Source organism: Rhodococcus sp. LB1 (assembly GCF_001583455.1).
GTDB lineage: Bacteria > Actinomycetota > Actinomycetes > Mycobacteriales > Mycobacteriaceae > Rhodococcus_F > Rhodococcus_F opacus.
The window spans coordinates 79,963-92,862 of record NZ_LTCZ01000405.1 but is presented as its reverse complement, the minus strand read 5'-3'; the positions used below and the strand labels follow the sequence as shown (position 1 = coordinate 92,862).

General features: G+C 63.4%; 8 protein-coding genes and 5 pseudogenes. 9 read left to right on the top strand and 4 right to left on the bottom strand.

The genetic code is table 11. The annotated features are described in order from the left end of the window. Window positions 1-79 precede the first annotated feature (79 nt). The 4 genes and pseudogenes from AZG88_RS40050 to AZG88_RS40035 all read left to right on the top strand — a co-directional run. Window positions 80-1,330, top strand: a complete 1,251-nt coding sequence (locus AZG88_RS40050; RefSeq protein WP_063886939.1) for a tyrosine-type recombinase/integrase — start codon at window positions 80-82, stop codon at window positions 1,328-1,330. After that, the gene (locus AZG88_RS40045) at window positions 1,327-2,253 is read left to right on the top strand and encodes a tyrosine-type recombinase/integrase (protein WP_061700845.1); all 927 of its coding nucleotides are present in this window, start codon (window positions 1,327-1,329) and stop codon (window positions 2,251-2,253) included. The genes AZG88_RS40050 and AZG88_RS40045 overlap by 4 nt, the downstream gene beginning before the upstream one ends. Beyond that, complete coding sequence (locus AZG88_RS40040) at window positions 2,250-3,239, top strand: tyrosine-type recombinase/integrase (RefSeq protein WP_061700843.1); 990 nt, start codon at window positions 2,250-2,252, stop codon at window positions 3,237-3,239. The genes AZG88_RS40045 and AZG88_RS40040 overlap by 4 nt, the downstream gene beginning before the upstream one ends. Before the next feature lie 83 nt (window positions 3,240-3,322). Beyond that, window positions 3,323-4,348, top strand: a pseudogene (locus AZG88_RS40035) (IS1634 family transposase); the annotation flags it as partial. A 31-nt stretch (window positions 4,349-4,379) separates the two neighbouring features. Here the strand turns inward: AZG88_RS40035 and AZG88_RS52265 are convergent. From AZG88_RS52265 to AZG88_RS55885, 3 genes and pseudogenes are all read right to left on the bottom strand, one after another. Next, a pseudogene (locus AZG88_RS52265) lies at window positions 4,380-4,772 on the bottom strand (IS6 family transposase); the annotation flags it as partial. 144 nt (window positions 4,773-4,916) lie between these two features. Continuing rightward, the gene (locus tag AZG88_RS40025) at window positions 4,917-5,504 is read right to left on the bottom strand and encodes a TetR/AcrR family transcriptional regulator (protein WP_231914366.1); all 588 of its coding nucleotides are present in this window, start codon (window positions 5,502-5,504) and stop codon (window positions 4,917-4,919) included. Between the two features lie 99 nt (window positions 5,505-5,603). Beyond that, a pseudogene (locus AZG88_RS55885) lies at window positions 5,604-5,765 on the bottom strand (TetR/AcrR family transcriptional regulator); the annotation flags it as partial. A 106-nt stretch (window positions 5,766-5,871) separates the two neighbouring features. Between AZG88_RS55885 and AZG88_RS51070 the strand changes: the two are divergent. The 5 genes and pseudogenes from AZG88_RS51070 to AZG88_RS40000 form a co-directional block, all read left to right on the top strand. Then, window positions 5,872-6,683 (top strand): annotated as a pseudogene (locus tag AZG88_RS51070) (SDR family oxidoreductase); the annotation flags it as partial. 47 nt (window positions 6,684-6,730) lie between these two features. Continuing rightward, window positions 6,731-7,945 carry an acyl-CoA dehydrogenase family protein gene (locus AZG88_RS40015; RefSeq protein ID WP_061700839.1) on the top strand — a complete coding sequence of 405 codons (1,215 nt, stop codon included), beginning with the start codon at window positions 6,731-6,733 and terminating at the stop codon, window positions 7,943-7,945. Beyond that, window positions 7,942-8,724 (top strand): SDR family oxidoreductase, encoded by a 783-nt coding sequence (locus AZG88_RS40010; RefSeq protein ID WP_061700837.1) that lies wholly within the window; start codon window positions 7,942-7,944, stop codon window positions 8,722-8,724. The genes AZG88_RS40015 and AZG88_RS40010 overlap by 4 nt, the downstream gene beginning before the upstream one ends. A gap of 274 nt (window positions 8,725-8,998) precedes the next feature. Then, entirely contained in the window at window positions 8,999-9,280 is a 282-nt protein-coding gene (locus tag AZG88_RS40005; RefSeq protein WP_061700835.1) for an XdhC family protein, read from the top strand. Between the two features lie 193 nt (window positions 9,281-9,473). Continuing rightward, entirely contained in the window at window positions 9,474-11,216 is a 1,743-nt protein-coding gene (locus AZG88_RS40000; protein WP_082833597.1) for an FAD-dependent monooxygenase, read from the top strand. Window positions 11,217-12,057: 841 nt separating this feature from the next. Here the strand turns inward: AZG88_RS40000 and AZG88_RS53155 are convergent. Then, window positions 12,058-12,900, bottom strand: a pseudogene (locus AZG88_RS53155) (hypothetical protein); the annotation flags it as partial.

Sequence of the window (12,900 nt, the reverse complement as noted above, 5' to 3'; positions counted from 1 at the left end):
GGGTAGTTTTCCGCGGCTGTTGTCGGCATAACGAGCAGGTGCAAGCCTTCGAGTAGTCGTCTATTCGGAGGTGGTTCTCATGAAAACGGTGATGCCCGCGACGGCTCGTGGACCGCTGGCTGGGGCGGTGATGGAGCAGCTGTCGGCGTGGCTCGCAACAGAACGATACGCCAGGTCGATGGTTCCGCAGATCCTGGGAGTGACGCGCGGACTGAGCGCGTGGATGGACGATCACGACATCGCGTTACAAGCCCTGACGGTCGCTGTCCTCGAATCGTTCGAAGCCACATACGGCCGGACAGTGCCAGGCCATACACTCGTCGCCACACGGATGCCGCCGCTACGCCGGTTCCTGACCGAGACCGGATATCTACCCGGTATCGAACTGGCGCGCAGACAAGTTCGTCGACCGGTCAACAAGCCCGCACCACCGATCAGCACAGCCGCGGATCGTGAGCTCGATCAGTGGGCACGATGGCAGCGTGAGGTCGGTGGAATCGGTGCCGGCTGTATCCGGCATCGACGAATCTGGATGGCCGAACTGGTCGACTCGCTGTGCCCGACCGATGACCGTATCGACTGGAGCACCTGCGACGTCGCGACACTCAACACGTCCATCGTGGCCCGCTCGGCCGGACTCTCGTCGGCTTCGTGCACGCTGATCGTCGACGCGACACGATCGCTGATGCGGTGGGCACTGGCAACCGGCCGGGTGACACACGATCTGACGGGCGGGATCCTGCGGACCCGTGCCACACGAGTGACGCTGCCTCGCGCGTTGTCGCCGACCCAGGTCGAGGCCCTGCTCGCCGCGTGTCACCCGAAATCGGTTGCCGGTGTCCGTGATCGAGCCGTGATCACACTGTTGTGGCGGCTCGGACTGCGAGCCGGGGAGACCGCACACCTGTGCCTGGACGACATCGACTGGTCCGCAGGGAGGCTGAGCGTGGTGGGCAAAGGGCCACGGCGGTTGACCCTGCCGCTACCTGTCGACGTGGGCCGGGCGCTGGTCACCTGGCTCGCAGTGCGGCCAACGAACGCGTGCGACCGGGCGCTGTTCGTGCGGGTCCGTCCCCCGATCCGCGCGTTGTCCAGCGCGGGGATCTCCGACATCGTCAAGCATCGCGGCGAGGCAGCCGGTATGGGTGCCGTCCACGCACACCGACTGCGGCACACCGCAGCGATGAACGTCATCGCCGGCGGCGGGAACCTGATCGAGGCCCAGGAACTTCTCGGGCACCGCAGCGCGGCAAGCACCCAGACATACGCCAGGACCGACCTGACATCGTTGCGGACCCTGACGGTGCCGTTCGGGCAGGTGCCACGATGAGCCTGCGCGACGATCTCGACGTCTACCTGACCCAGCGTCGAGGGCTGGGATTTGCACTGAAGACGACCGAATACCTGCTGCGTCAGTTCTGCGGTTGGCTCGAAACCCGTGGCAAGTCCGATACGTTCACCATCGATGACGCGGTGGCATGGGCCCGTGACCGCCCCGACGCAGCACCGGTGTGGTGGTCGCAGCGACTGACCGCCGTGCGCCCGTTCGCTGCCTGGCTGAACGCGTCCGACGCGGATATCCCGGTCATTCCCGCAGCATTGCTGCCCACCGGAACGACCAGACGGAACCCGTTCATCTACTCCCAAGAGGACCTGGATAGGCTGCTCGGCGCGTGCCCGGCCTTCTTCCCGAACCCGAGAGTGGCAGCGACGATGCGCACGATCATCGGGCTGCTCGTCGCAACCGGACTACGAATCGGTGAGGCGCTTCGGCTGACCATCCCCAACATCGACGTCGCCGAGCATCTGCTGACCGTTCACGGCACGAAAACTCCGCTCGACCGGCTCGTGCCGCTGGATCCGACCACCACCGGCACGCTGGTCGAGTACGTGAATTCGCCTGCACGGCTAGCGACCGGCCCGTCACCGAGCGGACCGATCTTCGTGAACAACCGCGGCGGCGGCTTCGTCGTCGAAACGATCGAACAGCACTTCGCCTCGCTCGTCGACACCCTCGAACTGACACCCGTCGGACACCGTAGGCCCCGGCTGCAGGACCTGCGGCATACTTTCGCGACCCGGCACATGATCGCTGCCTACACCCGTGGCGCCGATCCCACCCGCACCCTGACACTGCTGTCCACCTGGCTCGGGCACACCGGCCCGGAACACACCTACTGGTATCTCAGTGCGGTCCCCCAACTGCTCGCCGCTGCAGCAGGACGCCTCGAACCCGAAGGGCCATCGACATGACCACGCTCACCGGAGAACTTCAAACCTACTTCTCCACCTTCGCCCGAACCCAACGAGACTTGTCCGAACACACCATCGCCGCATATCGGGACACCTGGCGGATGCTCCTGACGTTCCTCACCGACAGGACCGCCACCAGGGTTGAAGACCTCGATTTCGACCAGATCGATGCTGTGAACGTCACCGCATTCCTCGACCACCTCGAACAAGAACGCGGCAACAGTGTCGCCACCCGAAACGCGCGGCTCAGCGCGATCCGGGCCATACTCTCCCACGCACTTCCACACCAACTCGACCATGCCGCAACGATTTCCCGCGTGCTCGCGATCCCGCCCAAACGGCACCTCACACCGATACTCGAGTTCCTCACCGCCGAGGAAACCGATGCCTTGATCGCCGCGCCCGATCGCACCAGATGGACCGGTCGCCGCGACCATGCGCTGCTCGTTTTGGCAATCCAGACCGGTCTGCGAATCAGCGAACTGTGCTCGCTGACCTACACCGACCTCCACCTCGGTGTCGCTGCGAGCGTCTCCTGCACCGGGAAAGGCCGCCGCACAAGGGCAACCCCGCTGACCTCGACCACAACCGCGGTCATGACCACCTACCTGACCGAACGCCGATCTCGGCCCGGCAGCGCCCTGTTCTGCGGACCGCGGGGACAGCGGCTCTCGCGAGACGCCCTGGAGCACCGCCTCGCTTTCCACGCCGCCACCGCTGCAGCGACGTGCGCGAGTCTGGCCGACAAGCACCTCACCATGCACACCCTGCGACACACCGCCGCGATGAATCTGCTCGCCGCGGGCGTCGACATCTCTGTCATCGCGCTGTGGCTCGGACACCAACGAACTCAGTCCACCGACGTCTACATTCACGCGGACATGACCATCAAGCAATCAGCACTCGACCGCACCCGGCCCGCGAACATTCCACCCGGGACCTATCAGCCCGAAGCCGACATTCTCACCTGGCTCGCAGCGTTATGAATATGCCGACGACAGCCGCGGAAAACTACCCGCTGACCTGCGCCACGTTCCCGGACATCGGCATAACCGTAACGTCGGCATAAACCTTGTACTTCGAAGCCGAAAAAGAGGATGACCTGCGCAAAGTCGGGTACTCGAAGGAACGTCGGGTCGACCCGCAGATCGTGGTGGGGTTGCTCGTCGACCGCACCGGCTTCCCCCTCGAAATCGGATGCTACGAAGGCTACGCCGCTGAAACCCACACGATTGTGCCGATCGTGCGCCAGTTCCAGGCCCGCCACGACCTCGAGGGCGTCGAGATGGTCGTGGCCGCCGACGCCGGGATGCTGTCGGCGTCGAATCTGGCGGCGTTGGATCGGGCGGGCCTGAAGTTCATCGTCGGGTCACGGGTGACGAAGGCGCCCGGTGATCTCTGTTCGCATTTCCATTGGAACGGTACAGTTTTCAAAGGTGGGCAGATCATCGACACGATCACGCCGCGGCATGGTCGCTCGGTGGTGAACAACACCCGTAAACGCGCCGAACCCGTCTGGAATCAGGCGGAGCATCCGAATGCGTGGCGGGCGGTGTGGCAGTACTCGCGCAGTCGGGCGGCTCGTGACGAGAAGACCCTGAACGCGCAGGAGACGCGGGCTCGTGCTGTGGTCGACGGTGACACCGTCCCGAAGTCGACACGGTTCGTCAAGGCGACCGCGAAGGGCCGACGGCTGGATACGGCCTCGCTGAAGCGGGCGCGGATGCTCGTGGGCTTGAAGGGCTATGTGACGAAGCTTCCTGTGTCGGTGATGGATCCGGGTGAGGTCATCGGGAAGTATCACGTGTTGTGGCATGTGGAGCAGTCGTTTCGGATGTCGAAGACGGATCTGCGGGCGCGGCCGATCTTCCACCGGACCCGTGATGCGATCGAGGCGCACCTGACCGTGGTGTTCACGGCGTTGGCGGTCTCGCGGGTGGTGCAGGAACGTAGCGGATTCGCGATCGGGAAGGTCGTGAAACTGCTGAAGCCACTACGGTCGGCGACCATCGCGATCAATGGGACTCGCCACACGTTCCCACCCGACGTCGAGGCCAACACGCAGGCCCTGCTCGACCGGATTGTGGAGCCCTGAGTTCACGCACTAACGAAATGAGCCAACTCAGGACGTACCGAAGACCCTTGAGCAGCTTACGGAAGAACTGCTTGGCAGCCTTGGCGTTTCGACGCGACTGGACGAGGATGTCGAGCACCACACCGTCCTGGTCGACCGCGCGCCACAAGTACATCCGCTCGCCGTTGATCGGGATGAACACTTCATCGAAGTGCCACTTGCGCCAGGGCGGGGCCTGCGGCGCCGCAGCTCATTGGCGTAGGATTGGCCGAACTTCGCGCACCACTGCCGGATCGTCTCGTGCGAGACCACGACGCCGCGTTCGAACATCAGTTCCTGCACGTCACGCAGGCTCAAACGCGAAGCGGTGATACAGCCACACGGCGTGGCTGATGATCTTCTTAGGGTAGCGGAAGCCCTTGTACGACGAATCTGCGCTGGTCACGGTCGCCCATCCTCCCAGGGGTCACCCGCACAGCCAAGTTGACGATGCCCTCAGCGCGATGGCGACCGATGTGCACCATCGGTCGAAGAAGTTCCTTCATCAATCTCCCGGACCGGGTTCCGATTCGCGGACCTGGTGTGCGTGTTACCTGTCTAAGCCGATTCCGCGAATCCACAAACGGGTCAATGTTTCCAGCGCTTTCGTGCGGTCGTGGGGTCGACCCAGAACCATCCACACTCTCGTGGAGTGGCCGACCATAGCGGCAAGAGCGTCAGCTGTGTGGTCAGGGTCGAGATCGGCGTCGACCAACCCGGCACTCTGCCAGCGGCACAGGCTTGCTGCAATGACGTCGGCAGATCGAGCGTGTGCGGCGCGACGCAATTCGACCAGTTCCGGGTGGCTGCCGAGTGCTTCGTCGAGTCGCGCGAACAGCGTCGCGCTCTGGTCGGCGAATCGGTCGAGATAGCGTTCGACCGCGCCTTCGACCTGCTTGATCGCATGCGCACGTCGCTGCTCGGGTGTCAAATCCGCGGTTGCAGTTGTATCGCTGCGAGGTGGCTGCCGGTCGACCCTGTCCAGCGAATCTTCGATGACGGCAGTGAACACGGCCTGCTTGGATGGGAAGTAGCTGTAGAAAGAGCCGATCGCGACGCCTGCACGCTCGGCGATGTCGCTGATGCGCGTCGCGTGGAATCCATCGCGCTCGATGATGGCCGCTGCGGCGTCGATCAACGCTCTGCGAGTGCGGCGTGCCCGTCCGGTCACCGGCTGGTCCGAACTTGCCGAATCGGGCGGCTCGGTGCCCATCGCATAACGCCACATCTGATCCTTCGATCCGCACCGTGAATAGAACGTTGAGATCGACACACCGGCCTCGCGAGCGATGGCATCGATGTGGGTGTCGGCATACCCGTGACGCTCGAACAGGGTCCGCGCAGCACGACGTAGCGCATCGCGCGCCGGATCGTCGGAGGTCTGCGTTGTCGTTGCCATGAACCGCCATCCTAGCTGGAACTTAATAACAGAATGTGACATCATCTTCGATTATGATTCTGACAAACATCGCGTCCGTGACGTTTGCGGTCGAGCGGAGTGCGCGATGAAGGTTGCGGAAAAGGTCGGCATCGTCACCGGCGGTAGAGCAGGTATCGGCGCTGCGCTTGCCCAACGTCTGGTCGCGAAAGGTGCACGCGTCGTCGTCGCCGACCTGGACGGATCGGCGGCGGACGCGGTGACGGCCGCTATGGTCGCGGAGTACCCGGGAACCGCGGTCGGCGCCGGTGCTGACGTGTCGGACACCGACGAGATCCAACGACTGATCGCATTGGCGGAAAACAACTTCGGGCCAGTCGACCTCTTCGCCAACGCGGGACTCGGGGGGCTCCGTGGGCCTTGACGTGTCGGACGCGGATTGGGATTGGTCGCTCGATGTGAACCTGCGAGCGCACACTCGCGCCGCGCAGCAACTCGATCCACAAAGGCTCGAGCGGGGAGAGGGCTACTCCGTCAGCACCGCCTCGGCGGCGGGCCTGCTCACTCAGATCGGCTCGACGACTTACTCGGCCACCAAGCGCGGCTGTCGGCTTCGCGGAATGGCGCAGCGTCACCTACAGCGACCGCGGCATCGGTATCAGTTGCCTATGTCCGACGGGCGTGAACATAAAGATGGTCACGTCATGGATGGACTTCGAAGATCCACTTGTCGCCGCCGCGACGCGGGCAGTGACGTCGGCCGACGACATCATGGAGCCGGCCGATGTCGCCGCGCACACCATTGCTGCGATCGACGCGGAGCAGGTCGTGATCGCGCCGCACCCCAACACGCTCAAGTTCCGCAACAAGGCAAATGACTACGAACGCTGGGTGCGCGGCATGCGCCGCTACCAGCGTGAAGTCATGGGCGAAGCCTCACGCGAGCAAATCCAGACCACTACCCGACGACGACAAGGCGACAACTCATGGCCTTCTTCGACACCTCCGAACGCGCCACGAAGTATCGGCGCGACCTGCTCGACTTCATGGATGCCTACGTGTATCCGGCCGAATCGGTATACGAGCAGCAGATACGTGATTCCGGCGATCCGCACTACCAGCCGCCGATTCTCGAGGCGCTGAAGGACAAGGCACGCGCTGCCGGCCTGTGGAACCTCTTTCACCCGCATCCCGAATGGGGCCCTGGGCTGACCAACCTGGAGTACGCGCCGCTCGCGGAGATCATGGGCCGCTGTGAGTTCGCTCCGGAGGTGTTCAACTGCAACGCGCCTGACACCGGCAACATCGAGGTGCTAACCCTTTTCGGGAGTGACGAGCACCAGGAGATGTACCTGAAGCCGTTGCTCGGCGGGACGATGGCGTCCGCGTTTGCGATGACCGAGCCGCGCGTCGCCAGTTCCGACGCCACGAACATCGAGTTGTCGATGATGCCCGACGGTGAAGAGTTCGTCCTCAATGGACGAAAGTGGTTCGCCACCAACGCGTTGCACAAGAACTGCAAGGTGCTCATTGTGATGGGTAAGACCGATCCGGATGCCGAGCGGCACCGTCAGCAGTCGATGATGGTCGTCCCGATCGATGCCCCCGGCCTATCGATCCTTCGCGGCCTCTCGGTGTACGGCTACGAAGATCGTGAAGGGCACGCCGAGATCCAGTTCACGGACGTGCGCGTCCCCGCTAAGGACGTCCTTAAGGGTGTGGGGGAGGGGTTCGCGATCGCCCAAGCCCGTCTCGGCCCCGGACGCATTCACCACTGCATGCGCACCATCGGCCTCACCGAGCGCGCTCTGGAACTGCTGTGCACGCGCGCCCTGTCGCGGACCGCGTTCGGCACGCGGATCGCCGACAACGCGAACATCCAGGACTGGATTGCCCAAGCGCGCATCGATATCGAGATGATCCGCCTGCTCACCCTCAAGGCGGCGTACCTCATGGACACGGTCGGCAATAAGGAGGCCGCGACCGAAATCGCAGCGATCAAGGTCGCGGCACCGACCATCGCCTTGAAAATCATCGACCGCGCTGTCCAGGTGCACGGCGCGGGCGGCGTCACCGACGATTTCTTTCTCGCTCGGGCCTGGGCGCACGTGCGCACACTGCGTCTCGCCGACGGCCCTGACGAGGTGCACAATCGGACGATCGCTCGACGCGAACTCGGCAAGTACAAGGCGACCAAATGACCGTATTCGATTTCACAGGTCGCACTGCGATCGTCACCGGCGCCTCGCGTGGCATCGGATTCGCAGTCGCCGAGGCGATCGTCTCCGGTGGTGGCAACGTCGTGGTGACCTCACGATCTCAGGAGTCCGCGGACGCGGCGGCAAACCGATTGGGTTCTGCCGCAGTGGGTGTCGGTGCACATGCGGTCGACGAAGAAGCCGCCCGACTGTGCATCGAGCTGACTCTGGACTGCTTTGGCAGCATCGACGTACTCGTGAACAATGCAGGAACGAACCCTGCATTCGGTCAGGTGATCGACCAGGATCATGCGCGGTTCGCCAAGACCTTCGACGTCAACCTGTGGGCGCCCGTGCTATGGACGTCTTTGGCGGCCAAGGCGTGGATGCTGGAAAACGGTGGCGCAGTGGTCAATACAGCGTCACTGGGTGGCATCGGCTTCGAGGAGAACATCGGGATCTACAACGCGACCAAGGCCGCGCTGATCCATCTCACCAAACAGTTGGCGCTCGAACTGTCGCCACGAGTACGTGTCAATGCCGTCGCACCCGGAGTCGTGCGTACCAAGCTCGCTGAGGCGCTGTGGAAGGACCATGAGCAGGAGCGTACAAATATGATCGCGCTCACCCGGCTCGGTGAGCCCGACGACGTCGCGTCGGCGGTCGCGTTCCTGGCCTCGGATGCGGCACGGTGGATCACCGGCGAGATCATGTCGGTCGACGGTGGCCAGCTTCTCGGCGATCCGCGACCGTTCCGTCCAGGCGCCTGCGCCGAGGCCTGACACTCACTGCGAGACCTCATTGGCCACTTGTCCTCCTTGGAGACTCGACCTGGCCGCGTTGAGCCCGATTGTCCTCTATGTAGGACGATAGCAGCAGTGCCGCGACTCGAGGCCGCGTCCCGGCAGTGCTTGACCGAGCTGCTCCAGAACCATCTTCTGTATAGAAGACACATCGACTTGCATCCAGGCCAAAAGTGCGATGATGCGACGACACAGGTCGAGGCCGGTTGAACGCGCGTCGAGTCTGAATTGATCAGGTGACAGGAGTTCCGGCGTGCGCGAGATTGTCGAACAATTGGTCCGTTGGCACGACGACGACGTGCCCTTCGCCCTCGCGACGGTGGTCCGTACATTTTCGAGTGCGCCCCGAGGCCCGGGCGCGGCGATGGCGGTGTCGGTGACCGGTGACGTAGTGGGCAGCATCTCGGGCGGTTGCGTGGAATCCGCTGTCGTCGACCTTGCCGAAATGGTCCTTCGCGCGGGTGTTCTGTATCCACAGGACGGGCTGATCCGTCCCAAAGTGGGCCTTTCGCTGCGTCCACGCGGTGCGAGTTAGCCGCGGTAGAGGGTCGGTCGATGCGGCTTCGTGGTACTCCCATGGCGACGAGGTTCAATTCGCGAGATGTGGGCTCAGCCATCGATGCTGCGCGCGTCGACGAGTGGGGACATGAGGACCCGGTGTGTGGGGAGTGCCGCCAAGGTTGACGCCAAATCCTGTAGGGCGGATACTAAGTCCTGCTTGGCAGACGATGGTGTGGCCGGACTCTGGTGCAGATCTTGAAAGTCCTAGCCGATATATAGGAGGTCCGGTCATGAATGAGGCTTCGCCAGAGACGGCGGCTGAGACCGATTTCGATGTCCTTATAGTTGGGGGCGGTCCAGTGGGCCTTTCGCTCGCCGGAGAGCTGGGACGAAGAAGTGTCGAGGTCTGCCTAGTAGAGGCGAAGAACGGCCTCCACGTCCACCCACGGTCGACTGTGATCTCGCCTCGTACCATGGAGCATTTCCGGTCCTGGGGGATCGATCAGACGGTGATGGCCCACGCGTTGCCACCTGAGTATCCACTTGACGTGGCATTCACCGATCGACTGGTTGGCGAGGAATTCGGCCGCTTTCGTTTCCCGACAATCGGAGATATGGGAGATGTAACTCTTGAGCTGGAACGACGCTATCCGGCTCTCGGCTGGTCCCCGTACGCTAAGACGATCATCGGGCAGAACGCTCTCGAACCCCTTTTGCATGCCTTTGCTACCTCCCACTCGTCGGTTAGCGCTTATGCCGCGACCTCGGTGGTTGCGGTAGAGGAACGCGACGGCCATGTCGCTGTCACCGTGCAGCGAGCTGATGGAACTCGGCAGGACCTGACTGCCCGGTTCGTGGTGGGTTGCGACGGCGGCCGGAGCCTGGTTCGAAAGTCTTTGGGTGTCGCTCTCAGTGGTGTTGGCAAGGTTGGCGAGTCGGTGAGCATATTTTTTCGCGCACCAGATTTGCTCCGGGCAGCCGGCAAAACACCGGCCTTCCTCTTCTGGACCTTTGCCGAGGGCGCGACTGGCTCGTTCGTGGCGATCGACGGCAGCGAGACCTGGGTCCATTCGCGGCACCTCATGCCGCATGAGACATACGCCGATTTCGACCCAGCTGCTGCTGTCCTCAACGCGGTAGGCGCGGACATCGAGATTGAGATCTTGAGTCACTGGCACTGGATCCCGCGAGAACTGACTGCAGATACCTATGGCCTCGGGCGTGTCCTGCTCGCGGGCGACGCCGCCCATCTTATGTCGCCGACTGGTGGGCTCGGGCTGAATACCGGAGTTGGTGATGTCGTCAACTTGGCTTGGAAACTGCAGGCTGTGCTGGACGGTTGGGGTGGAGCCGGCCTGATGGCCAGCTACACAGTGGAGCGAAGGCCGGTTGCGATTCGGAATGCGAGAGAGTCCACCGAGAATCGTGAGTTGATGAAACAGACGATGCTCGCTGCGCGCGAACTGTATGCGGGCGACGCCGATAAGGTTGAGGCTCGCGCTACAATTCAGCGCGGAATTCCTCGCCATATGAAGCACTTCGACGGTAACGGTCTCTATCTGGGCGACGACTATGCGGGATCCCCCATTGTGGTCGACGACGGCTCACCTCGTGTCGACCCCGATCCTCATATTTATCAGCCAATTGCGAGGCCGGGTCGGCGACTGCCCCACTTCTGGGTCAAACCGCGGGTCTCCATCCATGACTGCCTTGGGCAAGGCTTCACGCTCCTGCGGATTCAAAGGTGTCGGACCGACGGCTTGCTTGCAGCATTCCGCCGTCGAGGTGTTCCGATCGACGTCGTCAACTTGGCGCCGGAGAGCAAACCGCTGGTCGGAGCGTCCGTCGTCATCGTCCGTCCGGACGGACACGTGGGTTGGCGAGGCGCCGGCGATCCCACCGATGGTCAGCAGATCGTTGATCAGCTATGTGGTTCCGCCGCGGCCAGTGGGGGGCTGGATCAGGCTTGAAAGGCATTGGCCCGCAGCTAGTCCGGTTGTGTTGACGAAATGGCGCTCGGGCTCGAATCCGGCTCCCTAGCCCCCATGGAGTCGCCTTCGGGAATACCTGTGGCGTCCCGAGGATTGGGCTCGCTGCAAGCGATGACCTCCAAGCCCAGGGCCGCGACGCGAAGGATCCGGATTTGCTGCTTTTAGAGCCAGTCCTCGCTGCAGAATCTCAAGCACGGGTTCTGTGCACTGAGCTCGTCGGGACCCCGAGCGGTCAGCAGATGCGTTGCGTCGAGCGAGACGCACAGTCGGCGTGACGAGGCCGCTGGGCTGGAAGACCGGCTCGACGACGGATGTAACGCTGGCGGGTATGTCTTCGGTGTCGACGAGCGTGTTGTCGGGCAGCGTGACGGGCGAGATCTCGTTCGAGAAGCGGGCGTTCCCTAGATATCCCTGGCCGCCGTTCTGCGAGGGGACGCCGAAGCGCATGTCCTCGCGGGCTGCCCCTTGGCCCTGCCGAAGTTCTCTGCGGTGGTTCCCATGGCAGGTGGGCGTGGGGGAAATTGACGTCGAGCCGAGGGTCGGTCCGGGTGTCGGCGCCAGACTCGGCGGAGCGGGGTTGTGAGTGTCCGGCCAGTAGTCCCGGCCGCCCTTCTCGACAAGTTACCGTCTCAATGCTCGTGGAGACGAGTTGTCCTCGCCGGCTTTGATCGCGTGTAGGGCGATTGGCTCTGGCAGTCTGAAGTGGTTCTGGCCCACTTTCCGTGATGGTTCCTGAGTGTGTCAGTGGCTGAGTAGTATTCGTTTGCGGAGGAGGTCGAATCCGGCGCGTCCGTACATCTGCCGCTTGAGCATTTTGATTCTATTTACGTTGCCCTCGACAGCGCCGGAGTTGTGGGGCAGGGTCAGCCCGTGGAGGACGGCGGCGTGGTCGCGTTCGATTCCGCGGAACGAATCGTTGCAGGTGTGGCAGATCGTCCGACGCGACGGCTGCCATCCAGGAGGCCAGACGGTCGCCGTGGCGGCCGGTCAGCATCTCGGCAAACGCGGTGACGTGCGCTTCGGTGGTCTCGAGGTGGGAGCAACTGGCGAGGACTTGTTTGAGTCCGAGTTGCTCGTCGTCGGTGAGGTTGTGGGGATGGTGCAGCATCCACGAGGAGATGTTCCGAACTTTCGGGATCTTCGGTGTGGCCGGTGGCGCGGCACCGATCTGACGGAATGGACGAAGGTAGTCGCGGACGGTGGCGTAGCTGCCGCAATAGCCCAAGGCCCGAATCTCGTCGTAGAGGGTGAGTGCCGTCGTGCATCCGTCGTTCCATCGCGCGTGCAGGTGCTCGGTGAACTCGTCCAACACGGTGCGCCGGCCCGCCCGCGGTGTGGCCAGCAGTTCGTCGACGCTATCGGCGCGGTAGTACCGTCGCACGGTTTCCTTGGCGAGTCCGAGCTCACGCTGGATCGGTTTGATTCCCTTGCCCTGGGCTTTGAGCGCTGCGACCGCCTCGTAGCGGCTCTTGGTGCGGGCGACGAGGGCGGATTCCTCCCGGCGTGCGGTGTGCGCCTGTTCGGCGGCCCGCCGGAGGTCCTCCGCGGCGGTCAGTTCGACGATGGGTTCGGGATCGACCGTGGCAGTGGCACGGAGGCAACCGTGATGGGCGGCAACGGTTTTCTCCACGGCTTCGGCCAGGTGTCCGGTGACACGGGATTG

Coding starts and splice junctions, on each gene's coding strand:
- AZG88_RS40045 (WP_061700845.1), top strand. CDS start 1,327: ATGAGCCTGCGCGACGATCTCGACGTCTACCTGACCCAGCGTCGAGGG.
- AZG88_RS40015 (WP_061700839.1), top strand. CDS start 6,731: ATGGCCTTCTTCGACACCTCCGAACGCGCCACGAAGTATCGGCGCGAC.
- AZG88_RS40040 (WP_061700843.1), top strand. CDS start 2,250: ATGACCACGCTCACCGGAGAACTTCAAACCTACTTCTCCACCTTCGCC.
- AZG88_RS40010 (WP_061700837.1), top strand. CDS start 7,942: ATGACCGTATTCGATTTCACAGGTCGCACTGCGATCGTCACCGGCGCC.
- AZG88_RS40000 (WP_082833597.1), top strand. CDS start 9,474: ATGGTGTGGCCGGACTCTGGTGCAGATCTTGAAAGTCCTAGCCGATAT.
- AZG88_RS40050 (WP_063886939.1), top strand. CDS start 80: ATGAAAACGGTGATGCCCGCGACGGCTCGTGGACCGCTGGCTGGGGCG.